The sequence below is a fragment of the Bradyrhizobium sp. SZCCHNR3119 genome, from assembly GCF_032487775.1.
GTDB lineage: Bacteria > Pseudomonadota > Alphaproteobacteria > Rhizobiales > Xanthobacteraceae > Bradyrhizobium.
The window spans coordinates 99,523-120,846 of sequence record NZ_JAUEUV010000002.1; the positions used below are offsets into that span (position 1 = coordinate 99,523).

Annotated in this window: 18 protein-coding genes; 7 read left to right on the forward strand and 11 right to left on the reverse strand. The window is 64.1% G+C overall.

Annotation, left to right across the window (positions count from 1 at the left end; genetic code table 11):
- The first annotated feature begins 94 nt into the window (after nucleotides 1-94).
- The 4 genes from fabF to gmk all read left to right on the forward strand — a co-directional run bounded on the left by fabF (nucleotide 95) and on the right by gmk (nucleotide 4,600).
- Nucleotides 95-1,360, forward strand: coding sequence for a beta-ketoacyl-ACP synthase II (gene fabF / locus QX034_RS27765; protein ID WP_316196149.1), 1,266 nt, complete (start codon nucleotides 95-97; stop codon nucleotides 1,358-1,360).
- 307 nt (nucleotides 1,361-1,667) lie between these two features.
- Nucleotides 1,668-2,927 carry an endolytic transglycosylase MltG gene (gene mltG, locus QX034_RS27770; protein ID WP_315704207.1) on the forward strand — a complete coding sequence of 420 codons (1,260 nt, stop codon included), beginning with the start codon at nucleotides 1,668-1,670 and terminating at the stop codon, nucleotides 2,925-2,927.
- 122 nt (nucleotides 2,928-3,049) lie between these two features.
- A complete protein-coding gene (locus tag QX034_RS27775) occupies nucleotides 3,050-3,937 on the forward strand; it encodes a YicC/YloC family endoribonuclease (RefSeq protein ID WP_315704206.1) in 888 nt (295 codons plus the stop codon).
- Between the two features lie 3 nt (nucleotides 3,938-3,940).
- On the forward strand, nucleotides 3,941-4,600 hold the full coding sequence (gmk, locus tag QX034_RS27780) for a guanylate kinase (RefSeq protein ID WP_315704205.1): 660 nt from the start codon (nucleotides 3,941-3,943) through the stop codon (nucleotides 4,598-4,600).
- A gap of 20 nt (nucleotides 4,601-4,620) precedes the next feature.
- Here gmk and QX034_RS27785 read toward each other — a convergent pair whose 3' ends face one another.
- From QX034_RS27785 to lptF, 8 genes are all read right to left on the reverse strand, one after another.
- Nucleotides 4,621-6,348, reverse strand: coding sequence for a hypothetical protein (locus QX034_RS27785; protein ID WP_315704204.1), 1,728 nt, complete (start codon nucleotides 6,346-6,348; stop codon nucleotides 4,621-4,623).
- Between the two features lie 317 nt (nucleotides 6,349-6,665).
- Complete coding sequence (locus QX034_RS27790; RefSeq protein WP_315704203.1) at nucleotides 6,666-7,724, reverse strand: alcohol dehydrogenase; 1,059 nt, start codon at nucleotides 7,722-7,724, stop codon at nucleotides 6,666-6,668.
- Between the two features lie 31 nt (nucleotides 7,725-7,755).
- Nucleotides 7,756-8,613 (reverse strand): 16S rRNA (adenine(1518)-N(6)/adenine(1519)-N(6))-dimethyltransferase RsmA, encoded by an 858-nt coding sequence (rsmA, locus tag QX034_RS27795; protein WP_315704202.1) that lies wholly within the window; start codon nucleotides 8,611-8,613, stop codon nucleotides 7,756-7,758.
- A complete protein-coding gene (gene pdxA / locus QX034_RS27800; protein WP_315704201.1) occupies nucleotides 8,610-9,611 on the reverse strand; it encodes a 4-hydroxythreonine-4-phosphate dehydrogenase PdxA in 1,002 nt (333 codons plus the stop codon). The genes rsmA and pdxA overlap by 4 nt, the downstream gene beginning before the upstream one ends.
- The gene (locus tag QX034_RS27805; RefSeq protein ID WP_315704300.1) at nucleotides 9,611-10,573 is read right to left on the reverse strand and encodes a SurA N-terminal domain-containing protein; all 963 of its coding nucleotides are present in this window, start codon (nucleotides 10,571-10,573) and stop codon (nucleotides 9,611-9,613) included. Before QX034_RS27805 ends, pdxA begins: the two co-directional genes overlap by 1 nt.
- A gap of 67 nt (nucleotides 10,574-10,640) precedes the next feature.
- Entirely contained in the window at nucleotides 10,641-13,142 is a 2,502-nt protein-coding gene (locus QX034_RS27810) for an LPS-assembly protein LptD (RefSeq protein WP_315704200.1), read from the reverse strand.
- The gene (lptG, locus tag QX034_RS27815; protein ID WP_315704199.1) at nucleotides 13,142-14,239 is read right to left on the reverse strand and encodes an LPS export ABC transporter permease LptG; all 1,098 of its coding nucleotides are present in this window, start codon (nucleotides 14,237-14,239) and stop codon (nucleotides 13,142-13,144) included. Before lptG ends, QX034_RS27810 begins: the two co-directional genes overlap by 1 nt.
- On the reverse strand, nucleotides 14,236-15,405 hold the full coding sequence (gene lptF / locus QX034_RS27820) for an LPS export ABC transporter permease LptF (protein WP_315704198.1): 1,170 nt from the start codon (nucleotides 15,403-15,405) through the stop codon (nucleotides 14,236-14,238). The genes lptG and lptF overlap by 4 nt, the downstream gene beginning before the upstream one ends.
- Before the next feature lie 337 nt (nucleotides 15,406-15,742).
- On the opposite strand from lptF, the gene QX034_RS27825 reads away from it, so the two are divergent.
- From QX034_RS27825 to QX034_RS27835, 3 genes are all read left to right on the forward strand, one after another.
- Complete coding sequence (locus tag QX034_RS27825; RefSeq protein WP_315704197.1) at nucleotides 15,743-17,284, forward strand: leucyl aminopeptidase; 1,542 nt, start codon at nucleotides 15,743-15,745, stop codon at nucleotides 17,282-17,284.
- Nucleotides 17,285-17,292: 8 nt separating this feature from the next.
- Nucleotides 17,293-17,745 (forward strand): DNA polymerase III subunit chi, encoded by a 453-nt coding sequence (locus QX034_RS27830; RefSeq protein WP_315704196.1) that lies wholly within the window; start codon nucleotides 17,293-17,295, stop codon nucleotides 17,743-17,745.
- Between the two features lie 127 nt (nucleotides 17,746-17,872).
- Nucleotides 17,873-18,418, forward strand: a complete 546-nt coding sequence (locus QX034_RS27835) for a hypothetical protein (RefSeq protein ID WP_315704195.1) — start codon at nucleotides 17,873-17,875, stop codon at nucleotides 18,416-18,418.
- A gap of 120 nt (nucleotides 18,419-18,538) precedes the next feature.
- On the opposite strand, the gene QX034_RS27840 is transcribed toward QX034_RS27835, so the two are convergent.
- The 3 genes from QX034_RS27840 to QX034_RS27850 form a co-directional block, all read right to left on the reverse strand.
- Nucleotides 18,539-20,410 carry an ABC-F family ATP-binding cassette domain-containing protein gene (locus tag QX034_RS27840; protein WP_315704194.1) on the reverse strand — a complete coding sequence of 624 codons (1,872 nt, stop codon included), beginning with the start codon at nucleotides 20,408-20,410 and terminating at the stop codon, nucleotides 18,539-18,541.
- Between the two features lie 93 nt (nucleotides 20,411-20,503).
- Nucleotides 20,504-20,686 (reverse strand): hypothetical protein, encoded by a 183-nt coding sequence (locus QX034_RS27845; RefSeq protein ID WP_315704193.1) that lies wholly within the window; start codon nucleotides 20,684-20,686, stop codon nucleotides 20,504-20,506.
- A 188-nt stretch (nucleotides 20,687-20,874) separates the two neighbouring features.
- Nucleotides 20,875-21,135 (reverse strand): sulfur globule protein precursor, encoded by a 261-nt coding sequence (locus QX034_RS27850; protein WP_316196151.1) that lies wholly within the window; start codon nucleotides 21,133-21,135, stop codon nucleotides 20,875-20,877.
- Between the last annotated feature and the right edge of the window lie 189 nt (nucleotides 21,136-21,324).

Below are 21,324 nucleotides of genomic sequence, written 5' to 3' on the forward strand. Positions count from 1 at the left end.
TCCGTTACGTGATGCACAGCAAACAACAGCCTGACGCGCGCTTTCGATCAATTGGACGCGGTCGCGCCTCAGGCCCGGTCTGGAGAAAACAAAGATGAGGCGGGTTGTCGTTACGGGCCTCGGCATGGTGTCGCCACTCGGCTGCGGTGTTGAAACGACCTGGAAACGCATCCTCGAAGGCAGGAGCGGTGCCCGCAGGATCGAGACGTTCGACGTGTCCGATCTGCCCAGCAAGATTGCTTGCGTGGTGCCGCGGGGTGACGGCAGCGATGGCACGTTCAATCCCGACCAGTGGATGGAGCCCAAGGACCAGCGCAAGGTCGACGATTTCATCATCTTCGCGATGGCTGCGGCGCGCCAGGCGCTCGACGACGCCAACTGGCATCCGGCGACCGAAGAGGACCGCTGTGCTACCGGCACCATGATTGGCGCCGGCATCGGTGGACTGACGGGCATCGCCGAAACGGCAATTCTTTTGAAGGAACGCGGCCCGCGCAAGGTCTCGCCGTTCTTCATCCCCGGGCGCCTGATCAATCTTGCCTCCGGCTATGTCTCGATCGAGCACTGCCTGAAGGGGCCGAATCACGCCGTGGTCACGGCATGTTCGACCGGTGCGCACGCGATCGGCGACGCCAGCCGTCTGATCGCACTCGGCGATGCGGACGTGATGGTCGCGGGCGGCACTGAATCGCCGATCAGCAGGATCGGTATCGCGGGCTTCTGCGCTGCGCGCGCACTGTCGACCGCGTTCAACGATACTCCAGAGCGAGCGTCGCGGCCCTATGACAAGGATCGTGACGGCTTCGTCATGGGCGAGGGGGCCGGCATCGTGGTGCTCGAGGAATACGAGCATGCCAAGGCGCGGGGGGCACGGATCTACGCAGAGGTGACGGGATACGGCCTCTCTGGCGATGCCTATCACATCACTTCGCCGGCGCCCGACGGTGACGGCGGCTTCCGCAGCATGAGTGCGGCGATGAAACGGGCCGGCATCACCGCTGCCGATATCGACTATATCAACGCCCACGGCACCTCGACCCAGGTTGGTGACGAGATCGAGCTCGGTGCGGTGGAGCGATTGCTGGGCAACGCGGCCTCGAAGGTTACGATGTCCTCGACCAAATCCTCGATCGGCCATTTGCTCGGTGCGGCCGGGGCCGTCGAAGCGATCTTCAGCATTCTGGCGATTCGGGATAATATCGCGCCGCCGACCATCAATCTCGAGAACCCGTCGGTGCAGACAGCGATCGATCTCGTGCCGCAGGCCCCACGCAAGCGCGAGATCAACATCGTGCTGTCGAACTCGTTCGGATTTGGAGGCACCAACGCCTCTCTGATCCTGCGACGGGTCGTCAACTAAGTCGATGCGCGGCTAGGTCGATGCGCGGCGCAACCACCGTTTCGCCGTATTCGACAACGAATCGTTAGGTGGGCGTAGAGTTCGGGTCGCTTGCGTGAGGAATCGCAAGCCACGACTAGTGTTTCGATTCCGAGGTTCGCATCTTATCGCGGTTAGATTCGTTTGCGACATCGGAACCGTAGAGCGCTAGCAGAACCACCTGAATCGAGTGCGGCTTAGGATTTGAAGTTCCGATGAAGAACGCGCTGAGAAACCGGTCGGAACTTCAAATTCGCCGCACTTGGCGACAGGACTGAAGGTTGCATCGATGAGTGAACGGCCGCCCATCTCGCCCCGCAGTCCGCGCGCCGCGCTCGAGCCGGAGCAGGTTCCGCCACCGCCGCGGCGTTCGGATCGGGCGCGCAATCCGTTTGTGGTCGTCGGCAACGCCATCATTACTCTGCTGTTGTTCACGATGATCGGAGCCGGCGCCGTCTACTACTACGGCCGGCAGATCATCGAAGCGCCCGGTCCGCTGCAGGAAGACAAGATCGTCAACATCCCCGCGCGTGCCGGCAAGCGCGACATCGCCGACGTGCTGACGCGTGAGGGCGTCATCGACGTCAATCCCTGGGTGTTCATCGGCAGCGTATTTGCGCTCAAGGCGAGCTCGGACCTGAAGCCGGGCGAATACGCCTTCCAGAAGAACGCATCGTTGCGCGACGTGATCGGGGTGATCGTCGAAGGCAAGGTGGTGCAGCATTCGGTCACGATTCCCGAGGGGCTGACCTCGGAGCAGATCGTGGCCCGGTTGTCCGATAGCGACATCTTTTCCGGCGGCGTGCGCGAAATTCCGCGCGAGGGAACTCTGCTGCCGGAGACCTACAAATTTCCGCGCGGCACCAGCCGCGATCAGGTGATCCAGCGCATGCAGCAGGCGCAGAAGCGCGTTCTTGCCGAGATCTGGGAGCGCCGCAGCCCCGACCTTCCGATCAAGACGCCGGAGCAATTGGTCACCTTGGCCTCGATCGTCGAGAAGGAGACCGGCAAGCCGGACGAGCGCAGCCGTGTCGCTGCGGTGTTCGTCAATCGATTGAAGCAGAGGATCAAGCTGCAGTCGGATCCGACCATCATCTACGGTCTTGTTGGGGGCAAAGGCACGTTAGGACGACCGATCAAGCGCAGCGAGATCACGCAGCCGTCGCCTTACAACACCTATGTGATCGAGGGCCTGCCGCCCGGGCCGATCTCCAATCCAGGGCGTGCCTCGCTCGAAGCCGCCGCCAATCCTGCGCGCACGCGCGACCTTTATTTCGTCGCCGACGGCAGCGGGGGCCACGCCTTCACCGAGACCTACGACCTGCACCAGAAGAACGTCGCCCGGCTGCGGGCGATGGAGAAGCAGACCCAGAACGACACGGTCGAGCCGGAAGACGCGCCACCGGCCAACGCCAATGCGGCTGCGACGGAGCCGACCGCGAGCGCCCCCGCTCCAAAGCCGGCTGCCAGGAAGCCGGCGTCGCGCACGGGCGGGGCTGGTGCACGACAAGGGGCGGTTCAACCGGCGGCGCCTGCGGTTCCGCAGTAGCCTTGCACCCACCATTCGCAGCTGCAGAACCGGACTTAACATTTCGGCAAAAGGCCTTAAGGTTCGCGCAACTTTTATGCGGCGAATCTGCCGCCACCTGATCTGCCGGAGAAATTGATCAAATGGGGCTGTCGAGCATGACCGGCTTTGCCCGAAGTCACGGGGCGAGCGGACCTTACGCGTTCGAGTGGGAGTTGAAGTCGGTCAACGCCAAGGGGCTGGATGTGCGGTTGCGGTTGCCGCAGGGCTGGGACGACGTCGAGGCCTTCGCCCGCAAGCGGGTCGCCGAGGTGCTGTCGCGCGGAACGATTTACGCCAATCTGACCGTCAAGCGCGCCGATGCCGGCTCGACCGTGCGGGTCAACGAGGATGTGCTCGCCTCCATCGTCAAGGTCGCAAGCTCGCTTGCCGGCAAGCTGGATGCGGTGGCGCCCAGTATCGACGGGCTGCTTGCGATCAAGGGTGTGATCGAGGTGGTCGAGCCGGAGAGCGACGAGGCCGAGGACAAGGCTGCACGGGATGCGGCGATTGCCGCGTTCGACGCGGCGCTGAGGAATCTGGTCGAGATGCGACGCCGCGAAGGCGAAACGCTCGGGCAGATCCTGAACCAGCGGGTCGCCGAGATCGAGGCGCTGGCGCAGAAGGCCGAAGCATCGCCAGGCCGCAAGCCGGAGGCCGTGAAGGCTCGGCTCGCCGAACAGGTTGCGGCGCTGCTGGAAACCTCCGACCGGTTCGATGCCGACCGCCTTGCCCAGGAAGCCCTGCTGATCGCCGCGAAGGCCGATGTGCGCGAGGAACTCGATCGCATCGCCTCGCACGTCGCGCAGGCGCGCGAGATGCTCAAGAAGGGGGGCGCTGTCGGCCGCAGGCTCGATTTCCTCTCCCAGGAATTCCATCGCGAGGTCAACACCTGCTGTTCGAAATCGAACGATATCGAACTGACCAATACGGGCCTCGAGATGAAGACGGTGGTCGAGCAATTCCGCGAGCAGGTTCAGAATTTGGAGTGACGGATGACGGCTCACGGCGGCAGCTTCGATGGAGTGGAGCGGCGCGGGCTGATGTTCGTGCTGTCGTCTCCGTCCGGCGCCGGCAAAACCACGCTGTCGCGCCTGTTGATCGAGCGCATGCCGGGGCTGCAGATGTCGGTGTCGGCGACGACACGCGCGAAACGACCTGGTGAGGTCGATGGCCGCGACTATCTGTTCGTCGACTTGGCCCGCTTCGACGACATGGTGAAGCGCGACGAACTCCTCGAATGGGCGACTGTGTTCGGCAACTGCTATGGCACGCCGCGCGCGCCAGTCGAGGCGGCGCTGTCGGTCGGACAGGATGTGTTATTCGACATCGACTGGCAGGGCACCCAGCAGCTGCGCGAGAAGGCGCGCGCCGACGTCGTCAGCGTCTTCATCCTGCCGCCCTCAGCCGCCGATCTTGAAAAGCGCCTGCACACCCGCGCCCAGGATTCCCACGAGGTGATCCGTGCCCGCATGAGCCGCGCCAGCGACGAGATGAGTCACTGGGCCGAGTACGATTACATCGTGATCAATCACGACATCGACGAGGCATTTGCAGAGGTTCAATCGATCCTCAAAGCCGAACGGTTGAAGCGCGAGCGTCGCGTCGGACTCACCACATTCGTTCGCAAGCTGCAGCGCCAGCTGGATTTCTGACGCGCGAGTCTGGCGCAGGTTTACCCGTGGCGTGCAAGCCGCGCCAAGATGTCCTGGATGCCGTCGAGGGACTGGTCCTGTTTCACGTCTCGGGTGCGGGGACGCAATGCTTGCGGGCGCGGGATGAAGTCGAGCGGAGGCAACGCTGCGTCATCGTCATTGGACGCTGTGATCGGAATGCGCTGCCATGGCGGCAACTCGTCGGAGCGCGATTGAGCGGCGGCGGCCGCGAACTCGGCGGCCGGCGGGCGATCTTCAGGCGGAGCGAAACGCGATTCGAGGAGATCTATCAGTTCGGCGGCTGGGTCGGTGTCTTCCAGCGCCGCTTGCTGGCCGCCGCCAGATGCGACGTGAAGGTTTGCGGGAGGTGTCGCTGCAGCGGGCCGCACCGCTGATGCGCCGGCGGATTCCAGCAGGTTTTCAATTTCAGCGGCGCGATCGAGGATGGTCGGCGCTGCGCTCGGGCGCGCTGCGGACGGATCCGCCTCGTAAGCTGCGGGATTGGCCGGTTTGACGGCACGAGATCCTAGCAGATGTTCCAGCTCCTCGACCGTATCAGGATGGATGACCCGCCGATCGAGCGCGACAGCTGCAGAACTGCCGGGCGTCATCGGATCGAAGGCTCGGACGGCGGACTGTCCACCGCGGGAGTCTAGATTGTCCTCGATCGCCGCAGCATGATCGGGGGCGTTCGCCGGAGCCAGGCCGGAGCCGGTCACCTCATGGGCCCGAGCGGTTGCCGGCAAGTCGGCCGGCGTTGTCGCTGATTTGACCGCGCGGGTTTCGAGCAGTTCTGCAAGTCCGCTTCTGTTGTCGATGGTCGTTGAGGCCTGCGCCATCTCGACGGGCGCCGATGCGTGCGCAACGACGCGCGGCGCGGCTGCCCTCACGGGTTTCTTCTTGCCGCCTGTGGGCCGGCTAGCGACATGGGCAGGCTTTGCCTTTGTACGCATTTTGCTGCGCGCGCGGCGTGTCCTGGCGATCGCCATCTGCCAGTTCGCATTGCGCCGTCGCCGTTGTCCAATCCTGCCCAAGCGATAAAGGCCGCTCGCCATCAGGCCCGAGATCGACAGGGCGCCGACCACGACCAGCAGCAGCATGGGAATTGGCGCGACGGGCTTTGACGGCTTGGCCGGGGGGATCGTAGCCGCCTCCGGCTGCGGTGCGCCGGCGTTCGTGTCCGGATCGAGCGCGGCATCGTCGCCGGTGAGCGTGGCCGCTGCCGGTCCGGGGTCGGGCATGGCAGCGTCGAGCAGCTGCGACTGAGCCGCAGGCGATGGCATGGCCGCCATGGCATCGGCCGGGCTTTCGAGGCCCGCTCGTTCGGTTGTCGTGGCGGGCGCCGAGATCGCGGTCTTCTGCGCCGTTCCGGCATCGTCATCGTTGCGCAGACGCATCGGCGCGTCGGTGGATGCCGCGGAAGAGCTGCGCGGTGCGGCCGTATCCGTTCGGCGCGGCCCGGCCTTCGGCGGCGCCGGCTGAGCGAAGTCCCAGGCGGACGGCTGCTGCGCCTGCTTGACGACCGGCGTCCCGTTCGACGCCCGCTCTTTCAGATACCAGCAGCGCTGGTTCTTGGCGCGGTCGAAGCGGTAATACCAGTGCTGGCCGTCAGGCTTGTCGCCGGTGGGTTCGGGGAGGCAGTCGTCGGCCGCAACGGCGAGGGTGGCGCAAGCCAGCGAGATCAGAAGGGCGCTACCAGCGATCGCGGGAATGATGGCGAATGCAAATCGTGCAGTTCGTTTTGCCATTCATCACTCCGGATACGCGATCGAACGCTGCGTTCTCGGAGAGAAGTTGGGTCGCAATGAGCCGCAAATCCGGATTAATTCCGGCTCGGTGTTTTCAATTGTGGATGCGGCATTTTTCCCACATCGCGACGTGAGAATGGTGCGGTTTGGGCATCATTTCGAGCGCAGATCTGTGACCTGTGAGATCACAGGCCGCATCCTTCGCCTCCTCGTTTTGATCACAGCTACCAGCAACCTTGGCTAGCTGCTCAGACGTTGCGAGATGCTGCTGCGCCGCAGAGCCGAACCTCCGCTTGGCGGAGGTGGATGCGCGGTCGTCAGTTCTTGAGCAGCACACGTCCCACCACTTGGCCGGCGCGCAGCGCGTCGATCCATGTCTGCACGTCGCTCATCGGCTCTTCCCGCATCGGCGGCGGCTTGATCTTGCCGGCGCGCGCAAGCGCCATCAGTTCGTGGCTCTCGGCGAGGGTGCCGACCATGAAGCCCTCGATGGTCATCCGCTTGTAGACCCATTGCACCATCGGCAGGGTGAATTGTCCGCCCATCAGGCCGGAGACCACGATCTTGCCGCCCCGCGCCAGGACGGAGACTGCGAATGCCATCGACTTCTCGTTGCCGGCGAAATCGACCACCTCATCGAAGCCGCCGTCGGTCTCCTTCAGGATGCGCCTTGCGACCTCCGGCTCGGCCGGATCATAGGCGACCGCCGCGCCGTTCTGCAGCGCGGTTTCGCGCGCGGCCGCGCTGAGATCGGCAACCGAGATCGGCTGCTTGAACATAGCCTGTGCGAACGACAGGCCCATCATGCCGACGCCGCCGAGGCCGATCAGCAGCAGATTGCGCTGCCGCGGGCGGTCGACCAGCCGCTTCAGCGCGCCGTAGGCGGTGACGCCGGAGCACATCAAGGTCGCGGCCTGGTTGACCGGAAGCGGGTCGTATTCGAGCAGGTATTTGGCGTCCGGCACCAAGACGTGGGTGGCGAAGCCGCCGTCGATCGAAACACCGAGAAACCGCTGCCTGGTGCAGAGATTCTCGTCGCCATTGGCGCAGTCGCGGCATTGGCCGCAGCCGATCCATGGAAAGACGGCGCGCTTGGCGCCGAGCAGCTCCCGCGGGGCGTCGGGACCCACTTCCTCGACGATCCCCGCGATCTCGTGCCCAAGCGTGAACGGCAGGGTCATGCCACGCGTCGTGTCCAGCCGCTTGCCGCCGCCGAGATCGGCATAGCCGTCCTGGATGTGCAGGTCGGAATGACAGAGGCCACAGCGCTCGACGCGGACCAGGACCTCGCGTCCCTGCGGCTTCGGGGTTTCGACGATGGTTTCGCAAAGCGGCGCGTCAAACTTGACCAGCGACTGCCGGCGCATCAATGCCATCGGTTTTCTCCCTTGAATTGATTGGATTTGATCAGCTGTTTTCGGCCCGAATATTCGTCAATTCGCGCGCCATGGCAACAAAGCCTGATACCGGAATGGTCTCCGCGCGGCGGGTCGGGTCGACACCGGCTGCGGCAGCAAGCCGCGCCGGATCGGCAGGCAATGACTTCAAACTTTGCCGCAGCATCTTGCGACGCTGGCCGAACGCGGCCGCCGCGACCTGCTCGAGCGCGCGGCGCTCGCACGGTTCGGGCACGGGGCGCGGCACGAGGCGCACGACGGAGGAGGTGACTTTCGGTTGCGGCACGAAGGCCGATGGCGAGATATCGAACAGGATCTTGGTTTCGCAGCGCCAGTTCGCGAGCACGCCGAGTCGTCCATAGGCTTCCTCGTTCTCGCGCGCGACAATGCGTTCGGCAACCTCGCGCTGAAACATCAGCACCATCGTCTCGTACCAGGGCGGCCAGGGTTCGACCGAGAGCCAGCCGATGAGGAGATTGGTCGCGATGTTGTAGGGCAGGTTGGCCACGATCTTGGCCTTGCTCGTGCCAAGATAGGGCTTCGGATCGAAGGTCCGCGCATCGGTGCAGACGATCTCGAGCCGGCCGGGATAGCGCTCGGCGATCATCTCCAGCGCCGGAATCGCGCGCTCGTCGTGCTCTATGGCGATCACATGCCGCGCGCCGAGCGCGAGCAGGGCGCGGGTCAGGCCGCCCGGTCCGGGGCCGATTTCGACCACGGTGGCCTCGTCGAGCGGTCCTGCTGCGCGCGCGATCCGCGCGGTCAGGTTGAGGTCGAGCAGGAAGTTCTGGCCCAGCGACTTGCGCGCCGAAAGCGAAAGCTCGCGAATGACCTCGCGCAAAGGCGGGAGATCATCGATCGCGCTCATGAGACGGCGGCGGCCATGCGCGCGGCAAGCTTGATCGCTGCGATCAGGCTGTCAGGGTTCGCGCTGCCGGTGCCTGCGATGGCAAAGGCCGTGCCGTGATCGGGCGAGGTGCGGATGAAGGGCAGGCCCAAGGTAACATTGACGCCCTCGTCGAAAGCCAGCGTCTTGATCGGGATCAGCGCCTGGTCGTGATACATGCAGATCGCACAGTCATAGGTCTTGCGTGCGGCCTCATGAAACATCGTGTCTGCCGGCAGTGGTCCTTGCACATCGAGCCCGGCGTTGCGCAACGTGGCGATCGCAGGCGCGATGATCTCATCGTCCTCGGTGCCGAGCGTGCCGTCCTCCCCGGCATGCGGGTTGAGCCCGGAGATCGCAAGGCGCGGCCGCGTGACGCCGAAATAACGGCGCAGGCTTGCCGCCACGATACGCGCCGTCGAGGTGATCAGAGGGCTCGAGAGCTGCTCGATCGCATCGCGCAGCGCCACATGGATCGTGACGGGCACCACCGCCAGCATGGGCGACCACAGCATCATCACCGGCTGCGGAACCTTGCCGTCCACGGCGGCGAGTTCGGCGAGGAATTCCGTATGTCCGGGATGGCGGAAACCGGCGCGGTAGAGCACGGCCTTGGCGATCGGATTCGTGACCACGGCACTGGCGCGACCCGCCGTGACGTCGCCGGCGGCGGCGCGGATCGAGGCGATCGCAGATGCGGCGCTGGACTGGTCCGGGCGGCCGGGAAGGGCAGTGGTGGCCACCCCGGTGTGCACCACAGGCAGCGCCTCGGCGAAAGCGCCAGCGGCGGCTTCCGGCGTCGTTGCTGCGATCGGAACGGCGAGCCCAAGCAGGTTGGCACGCTGCGCCAGAAAATCCGGATCGCCCAGAACATAGAAGGGCGGAAGCTGAAGCTCCTTGCGGCGTATCCAGGCCTTGAGGGTGATGTCGGGACCGATGCCGGCGGGTTCACCCAATGTCAGCGCGAGCGGCCTGACCATCAGCGATATTCGATCATGGCCGCTTTGCGGACTTCCTGCAGATAGGCCTTCGACGTCGCCTCATATTTCTCCGTGTACATCTTCTCGCGCATCTCGCGCCGCTTCGGCGTGTCGACGGTCGTCGGGTTGCGCGCGCACAGGGCGACCATTTCGACGCCCTGCTTGGTCACTTCCGGCGGGGTCAGATGACCGATCGGCGTGTCGTCGAGCAATTTGCGCAAGTTGGGCGGAATGTCGGCCGAGGTCTTGACCACGATTTCCTTGATCGCCGCGTTCTGCATGGAGCGGAAATAGGAATTGGCCTCCTGGCAGGTCTGCACGCGGGCGCGCAGGGCTTCCGCATCCTTCTGGCGTGCCTCGAACGTACTCTGCGGTGCCCCCTTCGGCACGATCAAAACCACCGGCTGCATCTTGTATTCGAAGGCCTGTCCCTGCTGCTCGGCGTCGCCGCCGGCAGCGGCCACCGCCGCTGCAACGTCCTTCTCGCCGACCTGCAGCCGCTCCTTGTAGCGTCCGCGCACCAGGCTGGTCCAAACGATTTCGGCCTTGATGCGCGCTTTCAGGGTCTCCGGCCGGATCCCCTGGCTCTCCAGCGACTTCGCCAGCTGATCGGGCGTTAGCCGCATCCGCGAGCCCATATTGGCGAAAGACTGGTCGATGTCGGACGAGGAGGGTTCGACGCCGAACTTCTTGCCTTCCTTGATCTTCACCCTTTCGTCGATCAGCTCGTTCAGCACGTCCTGGCGGCTCTGCTGCTTGTGCGTGCTCAGGAAGTTGAGCTTCGTGCGCTGCTCGATGTCGTAATCGGTGATCGGGTCGCCATTGACCATGACGACGATGCTTTGGGCGCGGGCCTCGAACGGGCCGCAGGTGAGACAGGCCGCGGCGATGCAGCCCGCCGCAACAAACCGAACGAGAGAGAGAGAAATCGTCATGACCAAGCTTCGCTGTTCGCAACGGATTCAAACGTGAAGCGGCGCATCTTCGATCCGCGACCGAACTCCCCCTCCGAAACACCGCTCCGCGCTGTTAGAAGCCAACGGACGTATTGGCAAGTGTCCGCAGGCCGATCGTCAGCATGTATGTGTGATTGAGCGTCGGGGCTGCGGTTCCCGCCGTGTAATTGTAGGACGTTACATAGCTCGCGGCCAGCGTGAAGCAATCGTCCACATAGCCTGCGCCGACGGCATATTGATTGATCTTGTTGGCTTGCAGGTCCCATCGGGCGGCGCCAGTAGCCACCCAATTCGACGTGATCTTGACCGAGCCGCTGCCGAGGATGCCTTCGCGCCGGGTCAGATAGCCGATATCGGGCTGGGCGGCATAATCGCCATAGGTCACGCCGACCGACCAGCGATCGAAATTGGCCCTGGCTTCGGCCTCGAAGCGCTGAATGGTCGCGGTCTGCTGGTCGAAGCGCGAGCGGACGCTGAACGTATAGGTCCGGTTGGGCGAATAATCGACGCTCGCGACATAGTCCGAGGCCGCGCGTTGCAGGCCGGAATCGACGCCGGTGTTGGTGACGTCCCGCACCGCGAAGGAGTTCAGCCCGAACAGCTGGTAGGACTGCCCGAACACCGCCTTGACGGTTCCGCCGCGGTCGAACTGGGTGGTGGCCTGGACGCCGACATTGGCGCGGCCGCCGCCTTCAACGCGGTCATAACCGGAGAATTTGTCCACCGCGAACAGGTTCGAAGTGTCGAACACCATGCTCTGGGCGTCTTCGTTCGGCAGCTTGCCGGCATAGGTCTCGTTGGGGCGGACGATGACCTGCGCGATCGGCTCGATCGTGGTGGTTCCCCACGGCTGCACGTTGATGAACGGATAGCGATATTCGAGGCCGACGGTCGGCATCACCCGCAACGCCTGGGTGTCTCCGGTCGGCAGGAAGTTCGACACGCCGGGCTGGTTCGAAATGCTCGCATTGATCGCATCCGCACGCAGGATCGCGAACGGTGTCCAGATCTGGCCGATCGAGTCGGTATAGGAGCGGCGCCACTGCGCCTCGCCGGTGAGGCGGGTATAGGTGCCGGGAACGCCGCGCAGCAGACATTGCGACGGCAGGCGCGCCAGCGGATCGGCCGAGGCGACCGCGCAGAGGCCGGTGGTGCTGGCCGTCGTGTTCACCGGATCGAACGCGGCGGTCTGCCGCGACAGGTTGACGAAATTGGTCTTGTAGCTGACCTCGCCACCCAGGATCGGATAGTTGAACACGTTCTGGTAGTCGATCACGGGATAGACGACCGGCACGGTCTGCTGGTTTCCTGAGAAGCTCAGGAAGTACATCGTGCGCGCGTCGAAGAAGCTGCGGTTGCCGACCCCGGTCAGATAGAGCTGCGAGATCGCTTCCGTCGGCAGGCTCATGAACGAGGTGTAGGGATCCTTGAACTGCGACAGCCGGTAATCCGACATGAAGAAATAGTCGGACAGCGCGACGCCGTCCCAGCCGAACGCCCATTTGTCGTTCAGCGCGAATTGGCCATGGGTCTCCACGCCGCCGCGGAACTGGCGGTCACCGGGCTGACCGGCCAGGGCGTTCCGATCGAGCTGGTCTATGCCATACAGCTTGACCTGGTAGGCGCCATTGTTCAGCCGCTGGCGGAACTCAGCCTGCAGCAGAACGCCCTGCTTGGAGGTGATGCGCGGGGTGAAGGTCGCGTCGTAGTCGGGCGCGATCGCCCAATAATACGGGATCTCGACGCCGAAGCCGAAAGCTGTCGACGAGGAAAAGCCCGGCATCAGGAAGCCGCTCTTGCGCTTCACCGTCGGGTCCGGGGTCGAGAAGTACGGCATATACGCCATCGGAACGCCGAAGAATTCGAGCTGGGCGTTCTCGAAATAGAGCATCTTCTCGTTCTGATCATGGATGATCCGGGCACCCTTGACCTGCCAGAGCGGGGGCTTCTTCGGATCGTCCTTACAGGGCGCGCATGCCGTGTACACACCGTTCTGGAACACGGTGTAATTGCCGCTGGAGCGGTCGGCCCGCGTTGCCGCCATCCGCGTCTGATCCTCGGTCTCGACGCGGAGCGAATCGACGAAGCCGTCGCGATAATCATCCGAGAGGTCGAGGCTGTTGGCGTAGGTGATCTTGCCCTCGGAGTCGGTCATGCGGATGTTGCCTTCCGCATGCAGGCGCTTGGTCTTCTGGTCGTAGATCACCCGATCGGCTTCGACGGATGTGCCGTTATAGAACAGCTGCACGTTGCCGACCGCCGACACCCGCGAGTTGTTGTAGTCGTAGTCGACCTCGGTCGCCTGCACCAGCATCTGGTTGTCGTTCGCCACCCGCGGCGGAGCCGGTTTCGGGGGGCGCGGATTGTAGGTGAAGCCCTGAGCCGAGGCGGGCGCGGCGGAGACCAGGTCGAGCGCGGCGGCAACGACCAGGGTCAACGCAAAGGCGAGCAGAGGTCCGAGGACAACGGACGAGAAAATGGACACGACAACAGACGCGCGCGCGCACGCGCAGCGCGCAACGGCTTGCTGCCGGGCTGCGGCAAGAGCTGATTGTCGGACGGCGACGAACGGCACTAACCGTCCTCCTGGTAGAGCAAGGCCAAAAATCCGGTGAGGCCGCCGACGAACACGGGCAGCCACGCCGCAGCGATCGGATGCATCAACTCAGCCTTGCTCAAATCTTCAGTTACTTTCGACAGCACATAGAGCAGAAAGCCGGCGCCCACGCCACTCAAAACCATTTTTTGAACGCCACCCATCCGGAAGAACCTGAGTGACACGGACGCAGCCAACATCACCATCGCAGCCAGCAAAAATGGCTGCGCGATAAGCTTATGATACTGCAGCCGATAGCCCGCGGTCGCGAAGCCTGAGCTTTCCGACGAACGGATGTAGCTCGGCAGTTGCCAAAACGACACAGTTTCGGGGGTGGAAAAGCTGTCGCGGACCTGGGCCGGCGTCAGAGTTGTCGGCAAAATGAAGGTCGGCTGATCGACCGGGGGCTCATCGAGCGAGAATCGGCGCACCGATCGGAACAGCCAGTGGCCTTCCTCGAGCGTCGCCTCTCTCGCTTCGATTCGTTCTTTGAACTGGTTGTCCGTATCGAACCGGAAGAGCGTGAGCCCGGTCAGTCGTGCGCCCTGCTGCTCGCTGCGCGCGGCGTTGATGATGACCTGGCCGTCACTGTTGATCTGGTTGAGCCAGAAGCCGGAGGCATCTTGGACGCCGCCGGCCGGCGCGGAGCCGAGCAGTTCCGCTTCCATCCGCTTGGACAACTCCCGCAAGTTGGCGGAGACCGGGTTGTAGACGGCGGTGGCGAGGATCCCGAGCAGGATCGAGCTGACCAGGGCCGGGGCGATGAATTGCCAGGCGGAGACGCCGGCGGCGCGCGCCACCACCAGTTCGAGCCGCCGCGACAGCGCCAGATAGCAGGTCATGGCGCCGATCAGGACGCAGAACGGCATCATCTTCTCGAGCAGCTGCGGCACGCGAAACAGCGACGTCTCCGCGACCATGATCGCCGAGGCCGAGGCAATGCCGGAGGTTCTGCGCACCATCTCGATGTAATCGACCAGCACGAGCAGCACGAAAATGCTCGCGAACACGCCGATGGCTGAAACCAGAAACCGGCCGGCGAAATAGCGCCCAAGCGTGTTGGTGACCATGCTCATGCGGTGGCCGGCCTTCCGAACAGCCGCGCGATGCGCGCATTGGACCTGTTGATCGCCTCCATCAGGGCCGGCGGCGGCTCGACCACCACGCCGCCAACGATGATCCAGACCGAGAGGCCGATGACGCCGAACAGCATGAGATACTGGACCAGTGCGGCAACCGGGGTCTTGACCGTCATCACCGAGCAGGCGAAGCCGGCCATGCGCACCCCGAACACGGTGAGAATTGCGCCGCCCATCGAGAAGTTGCGGCTCTGACGGGTGGTGCGTGGGGCCCCCAGAAACGCGAAGGTCAGGGCGGCGAAGGCGAAGGGATAGAGCGGCGCCAGGAAACGGTCGTGCAGTTCCTGCCGGAACTGTCCCGGGATCTGCTTGTAGATCGGGTCGTTCTCGTCCGGCTCCAACAATTCCCACAGATAGCGCTCGCGAATGCCGAGCGCGACATCGTGGCCTTGGCTGGAGAATTTCGACATGTCGAAGGCGTAGCGAGCGAACGCCACCAGCGCCGGCTCACGCTTGCCGATCTCGAATCGCTCGAGATTGCCGTCCTCGAGCACCAGGAACGAGCCGTCGCCGTTCTTCACGACAGTGCCGCGGTCGGCGATGATCGTGTTGCGCTCCTTGGGATCGCGCCGGTCGTCGATCATGATCCCGGCAAGCTCGCCCCCCGGCTTGCGTTCGCGGATGCGAATCGTCAGCCCCTGATCGAGCTGCTTGAAGCTGCCGGGCTGCAGAATGTTGGTGAGCACGTCGGCCGTGATCTCGGCGTCCCATTGCTTGATCCGGCGCAGGCCATCGGGCGCCATATAGGCGGCGATGAAGGTCACCAGCACCGCCACGACACAGGTAGCGTAGACGAATGGGCGGAATAGCCGGAATGGCGACATGCCGGCCGCGTTCATCACGATGATCTCTGAATCGGTCGCGAGCTTGTTCAGCGTGTGCGAGATCGAGATCATCACCGCGATCGGCGAAATCACCCCAATCAAGGACGGGATCACCAGACCCGTGATGCCCAGGAAGGTCAGGATCGTCTGGCCCTGGCTCGTCATCAGGTCGATACCGCGCAACGCCTGCGTAATCCAGATCACGCCCGTGAGGCTGATCAAGACCACCGCAAACGACGCCAGGGTCGTGCGGAAAATATACCTGTCGATCGACCCCATCCTGACCCGCACAACCCGCTCGCCGCCCCCCGACGAGCACCTGCAAACTACCCCGAAAGCGGCTCCGAGCCTAACGGGTTGAACACTTTCCCGAAGGCCAAGATTCTCACTACCATCCCTTTGATCTGTCAACAAAATGGCTGTGCCATGGCGCCGTTATAATACGGTTAAAATTTAACTGTTGTGGCGCGCTGGCCACGCGGCGCTTGGCAGCGGAGGCAACGGCGGGCCATAGTGTTGCGACGTCGCGTTCCGAAACGCCGCCAATCGTGCCTTGCCCCTCGATTGGGGGACGGATAAGGCGTCCGGCGGCTCATGATTATTGGAGGATTGCTTGATGTCCGACGCCGTCAAGGTCGGCTTCGTTCCATTGTCGACCGCGTTGCGCGGTATCGTGGTGGCGTTCTGTGACGACTCGTTGCGAATCGGTCCCGCCACCGCGAAGGCGCTCGGCGCCGCGCCCGAGTTGATCAAGCGCGCTGCGAGCGCCGGACAGTTCAAAGGCAAGGACGGGTCTGCCCTCGACCTGCTCGCACCCGATGGAATCAAGATTCAGCGCTTGATCGTGATCGGTACCGGGAAGGCCAAGGATGGCGCCAAGGACGGCAAGGACAAAGGCCCCAAGGACAAAGAGCCAAAGGAAAAGGATTTCCTGAAGTATGGCGGGGCCTTGGCGGGAAAGCTCAATGTAAAGAGCGAACCGGTGACCGTGCTTGCCGAGCTCCCCGAGGGGGCCATGACGCCGGATCAGATCGGCGCGCTCGCAGCCGGGATCCGGCTGCGGGCCTATCGTTTCGACCGGTACAAGACCAAGAAGAAGGACGATGACGGCGGGCTGCCCGCGAGCATTTCGATCGCCGTGGCCGACCCCGCGGCCGCCAAGAAGGCGTTCGCTCCACGGTCGCACATTACCGATGGCGTGATCATCGCCCGCGACCTCGTCAACGAGCCGCCCAACGTGCTCTATCCCGAAGAATTCGCCAAGCGGGCGGGGGCGTTGCGTAAACTCGGCGTGACCGTCGATGTCCTCGACGTGTCTGCGATGAAGAAGCTCGGCATGGGGGCGCTGCTCGGCGTCGCCCAGGGCTCGGCCCGGCCGGGTCGCACCGTCGTGATGCGTTACAACGGCGGCAAGCGCGGCGATCAACCGGTCGCCTTCGTCGGCAAGGGGGTCTGCTTCGATACCGGTGGCATCTCGATCAAGCCCTCCGGCAGCATGGAGGACATGAAGGGCGATATGGGCGGCGCGGCCTGTGTCGTCGGCCTGATGCATGCGCTCGCTGCGCGCAAGGCCAAGGTGAACGTCGTCGGTGCCATCGGCCTTGTGGAAAACATGCCCGACGGCAACGCGCAGCGCCCGGGCGACATCGTGACATCCATGTCGGGCCAGACCATCGAGATCATCAACACCGACGCCGAAGGGCGCCTCGTGCTCGCCGACGTGCTCTGGTACGTCGCGACCAAGTTCAAGCCGAAATTCATGATCGATCTGGCCACCTTGACCGGCGCGATCATGGTTGCGCTCGGCACCGAGCACGCCGGCCTGTTCTCCAACAATGACGAACTCGCGGAACGTTTGACCAAGGCCGGGCAGGAGACCGACGAGAAGGTGTGGCGGATGCCGCTCGGGCCCGAATACGACAAGCTGATCGATTCGCAGTTCGCCGACATGAAGAACACCGGCTCGCGCCATGGCGGCTCGATCACGGCCGCGCAGTTTCTGCAGCGCTTCGTCGGCGACACGCCCTGGGCGCATCTCGACATCGCGGGGACCGCGATGGGGGCGCCGAAATCGGAGATCAACCAGAGCTGGGGCTCCGGTTACGGCGTCCGTCTGCTGGATCGGCTGGTGGCCGATTTCTACGAGGCCAAACGATAGGGCGCGCGATGACCGAAGTCCTGTTCTACCACCTGCAAAACATGTCTTTGGAAAGCGTGTTGCCGCCCTTGCTTGAGAAATCGCTCGAGCGGGGCTGGCGGGTGGTGGTGCAGGCGACGTCGCCGGAGCGGACCGATGCGCTCGATGCCCATCTGTGGACCTATCGTGACGATTCGTTTCTGCCGCACGCAACCTGGCGGGTGGCCGACGTGGCCGAGCAACCGGTGGTGCTGTCGATGGAAGAGGGCAATCCGAACGGCGCGACGGTGCGTTTCCTTGTGGACAACGCGCCGCTGCCGGCGGATGCGCATAGCTATGAACGGATGGTCCTGGTGTTCAATGGTGACGATCCGGATGGGCTGGCAAACGCTCGCGCGGCGTGGACCGACTGCAAGGCTCGCGGATTCGAAGTCACCTATTGGCAGACCGACGAGCGGGGACGCTGGCAACGGCGCCAATAGCTACCCCATGCGGTTGATGATAATTTGCCGTTTTGTCGGCAGGGCGTTGGTATAGCCACGAACGTGCCGCAAAGTGGTGGTGGGACAACGGGTTAAATCGCTACTCGGTGGTAATTCGGCGGGGTTTATGGTGCGAGATCACACCCGAAGACTGACGCACATCTTGGTGTTCCTTGCGCTCGCGCCGGTCGTGTCCGGCTGCTCGGGCGCGTCCGATCTGCTTTCAAAGGACGCCGAGTGGTTCTCGCGGCCGAGCCGCTTGTTCATCCGCAACATCTCGATCGATTCGCCGCCGCTCACTCCTGACAAGCCGGTCACGGCCGACGACCTCGTCAGCGCGGAAGGTGGCTGTCCCGGGATGGCCCCTGCGGTCGCTCCTGCCGATGCCAATGCATCGACCGATGCCGCCGGCGGTCCGCCGCAGACCGCCGGCAGTGTCGCGCTTGGTCACACCGAATGCGACGTGGTGCGCGGCATCGGCGCGCCCGACAGCGTCAACATCTCCGGCGCGGGTGATGCGCGGGTTGCGACGGTGACGTGGCTGCATGGTGGGCGCGCCGGCATCTACACCTTCACCGGCGGCCGGTTGAGCTCGGTCGAGAAGGCCCCGGATGCCGGTCCGCCGCCGAAGGTTGTCAAACCGAAGGGCAAGAAGAAGCACGCGGCGACCTGAACGACCTCCGCGAATATTTGTATCGGGCAGGACCGATATTGCCTTGAGAGGTTCAGGCCACGGACCTCTTTCGCGCTGCTTCGAGCGGATATTTTTTGAACGGAAACAGTCGGCTCTCCGCTAGCCCGCCGCTGCATCCTCATAGGCGCTGCTCGCCAGCAGCCATTGCTCTTCGGCGCGCTGCAGCGCTTCGGTCGCGTTGGCGCGCGCCTTCGACAATTGTGCCGCCTGTTTCGGATCACGGCTGAAAATATCAGGCATCGCCAGCGCCGTGTCGATCTTGGCGATGATGTCGGTAATGCGCGCGATCTCCGCTTCGGCCGCGGAGATCTTCTGCTTCAGTGCGCTCCGCCTGTTGTCGCCGCGTGGCCGCTCCGCCTTCTCGGCCGTCTGAGCACGTTCGTTCCCGCGCGCCGGCGCGCCGCTCCGCGTCGACAGCACCATGCGCCGGTATTCATCGAGATCGCCATCGTAGGTCTTCACGGTGTGATCGGCCACCACCCAAAGCCGATCGGCACAGGCCTCGATCAGATAGCGATCGTGCGAGACCATGATCACCGCGCCCGGGAATTCATTGATCGCCTCCGCGAGCGCGGCGCGGCTGTCGATGTCGAGATGGTTGGTCGGTTCGTCCAGGATGATCATGTTGGGACCGAAGAAGGTCGCGAGGCCCAGGAGCAGCCGCGCCTTCTCGCCACCCGACAGGCTCTTCACCAGGGTATCGGCCGCCTTGCCCGAAAAGCCGATCGCGCCTGCACGTGCCCGGATTTTCGATTCCGGCGCGTCCGGCATCAGCTTGCGCACATGACTGTAGGGCGAGCCGGCCTCATCGAGCTCATCGAGCTGATGCTGGGCGAAATAGGCGATGGAGAGCTTGTCGGCACGGGTGACCTTGCCGGAGAACGGCGCCAGCCGGCCGGCCAGCAGCTTCACCAGCGTGGACTTGCCGTTGCCGTTGGCGCCGAGCAGCGCGACACGGTCGTCATTGTCGATGCGCAAGGTGACGCGGTTGAGCACGGGCTGTGCAGGGTCATAGCCCACTGAGGCATTGTCGACGGCGATGATCGGCGGTGACAGCAACTTCTCCGGTGCGGGGAAGGTGATCTCGCGCACGTCCTGGGTGACGAGTGCGGCGATCGGCTTCATCCGCTCCAGCATCTTGACGCGGGATTGCGCCTGGCGCGCCTTCGAGGCCTTGGCCTTGAAGCGGTCGACGAAGGCCTGCAGGCGGGCGCGCTCCGCCTCCTGGCGCTTCACCGCCTTGGCGTCGAGCATCTCGCGTGTGGCGCGTTGCTCCTCGAACGAGGAGTAGCTGCCGCGATAAAGCGTCAATTTCCCGCGGTCGAGATGCAGGATCTGGTCGACCGAGGTTTCCAAAAGGTCGCGGTCGTGGCTGATCACGATCACGGTGCGCGGATAATGCGCAAGATGATCCTCCAGCCACAACGTACCTTCCAGGTCGAGATAGTTGGTCGGCTCGTCCAGCAGCAGGAGGTCGGGTGCGGCGAACAGGGTCGCAGCCAGCGCCACTCGCATGCGCCAGCCGCCGGAGAATTCGGCGCAGGCGCGGGCTTGGTCCTCGGTCGAGAAACCAAGGCCGCTCAGGATTGCGGCGGCGCGCGCCGGGGCCGAATGGGCATCGATATCCGTAAGCCGCGTCTGGATGTCCGCGATCCTGTGCGGATCGGTCGCGGTTTCGGCTTCGCGCAGCAGGGCGTCGCGTTCCAGATCGGCCTTGAGTACGACCTCGATCAGGCTTTCGGGGCCGTTCGGCGCCTCTTGCGCCAGGCTGCCCACCCGCCAGCGGGGCGGCAGGCTGATCGCGCCGCTTTCGAGCGCGAGTTCGCCGCGGATCGCCCTGAACAGTGTCGATTTTCCGGTGCCATTGCGGCCGACGAGGCCGACGCGGGCGCCGGGTACGATCTGCACCGAGCTGCTGTCGATGAGAAGCCGTCCGGCGAGCCGGATCGAGATGTCGGTGATGGAAAGCATGCGGGCGTTGTCACCGCAGCCGGCACCAAACGCAACCGCTTTGTGATCACGGCCTGCGATATGACCGATTGTGACCTCCGCGCCATACCGGGCTCACTCTGCCCGTCCCATGTCGCGATCCTGCTTTCCCAGTTCGTCGATCAGGCGCTGGAGCTGGCGGGGCAGGCGGCTATCCGGCGGCAGGCTGCGCTGCAGCCGTTCCCCCACGGCGTCGCAGATCGATCGGCTGGTCTTGCGATCCATCGCCTCGCTGAAATCGGTGGTACAGCCGGTCATGGCAGAGTTCCAGAAGCGTGTTCAATATGATGCCGTACCAAGTCATGGCGGGGAGATTGGTTTCCGCTCCCGCTGAGATTGCAGGGGATTTTAGTAAACAAGGAATGAAAAAAAAGCCCCGGCGGGGGCTCGCCGGGGCTTCTCAAGATCGGCGCTGCGGGGGACCGGAGAGCTGCGCCGATACTCGCTTAATAGCAGCGGTTGATAAGGCGCCAGCGCGGCCCCCAGGGGGTCGGGACCAGGCGGCGAACGTAGCACCCACCATAGCCGTAGCTGTAATAGGGGCCACCGGCGAAGACGCGCGGACCGTACCAGGGGCGGTGCCAGCCATAGCCATGCCATCCGCCATACCAGCCGCCGTGCCAATGAGCCGAGGCCGCCGTCGGGGCGAGGGCGGCTGCGCCCAAAGACACTGCGGCGACCGCCATGAGGGAGAGTTTGCGCAACATGATCGTCTCCTGGGTTACGGCGCTGATGGCGCCACACTGAACGACGCGTGAGGCTGGGAGATGGCGCTCCTGACGAGACAGCTCGCCACCGCCTGATGAAGAGGATCTTACGTCCGAGAAGGTGAATGCTGGTGGCACACGCCCTTCAGACTGGGTTCAGGATTGTGAAATTGTTGTAACCGCTACGCT

Bases quoted from the DNA above. Each gene is read 5' to 3' on its own strand.
- fabF (WP_316196149.1), top strand. From the start codon at position 95: ATGAGGCGGGTTGTCGTTACGGGCCTCGGCATGGTGTCGCCACTCGGC.
- mltG (WP_315704207.1), top strand. From the start codon at position 1,668: ATGAGTGAACGGCCGCCCATCTCGCCCCGCAGTCCGCGCGCCGCGCTC.
- QX034_RS27775 (WP_315704206.1), top strand. From the start codon at position 3,050: ATGGGGCTGTCGAGCATGACCGGCTTTGCCCGAAGTCACGGGGCGAGC.
- gmk (WP_315704205.1), top strand. From the start codon at position 3,941: ATGACGGCTCACGGCGGCAGCTTCGATGGAGTGGAGCGGCGCGGGCTG.
- QX034_RS27785 (WP_315704204.1), bottom strand. From the start codon at position 6,348: ATGGCAAAACGAACTGCACGATTTGCATTCGCCATCATTCCCGCGATC.
- QX034_RS27790 (WP_315704203.1), bottom strand. From the start codon at position 7,724: ATGGCATTGATGCGCCGGCAGTCGCTGGTCAAGTTTGACGCGCCGCTT.
- rsmA (WP_315704202.1), bottom strand. From the start codon at position 8,613: ATGAGCGCGATCGATGATCTCCCGCCTTTGCGCGAGGTCATTCGCGAG.
- pdxA (WP_315704201.1), bottom strand. From the start codon at position 9,611: ATGGTCAGGCCGCTCGCGCTGACATTGGGTGAACCCGCCGGCATCGGT.
- lptG (WP_315704199.1), bottom strand. From the start codon at position 14,239: ATGAGCATGGTCACCAACACGCTTGGGCGCTATTTCGCCGGCCGGTTT.
- lptF (WP_315704198.1), bottom strand. From the start codon at position 15,405: ATGGGGTCGATCGACAGGTATATTTTCCGCACGACCCTGGCGTCGTTT.
- QX034_RS27825 (WP_315704197.1), top strand. From the start codon at position 15,743: ATGTCCGACGCCGTCAAGGTCGGCTTCGTTCCATTGTCGACCGCGTTG.
- QX034_RS27830 (WP_315704196.1), top strand. From the start codon at position 17,293: ATGACCGAAGTCCTGTTCTACCACCTGCAAAACATGTCTTTGGAAAGC.
- QX034_RS27835 (WP_315704195.1), top strand. From the start codon at position 17,873: ATGGTGCGAGATCACACCCGAAGACTGACGCACATCTTGGTGTTCCTT.
- QX034_RS27840 (WP_315704194.1), bottom strand. From the start codon at position 20,410: ATGCTTTCCATCACCGACATCTCGATCCGGCTCGCCGGACGGCTTCTC.
- QX034_RS27845 (WP_315704193.1), bottom strand. From the start codon at position 20,686: ATGACCGGCTGTACCACCGATTTCAGCGAGGCGATGGATCGCAAGACC.
- QX034_RS27850 (WP_316196151.1), bottom strand. From the start codon at position 21,135: ATGTTGCGCAAACTCTCCCTCATGGCGGTCGCCGCAGTGTCTTTGGGC.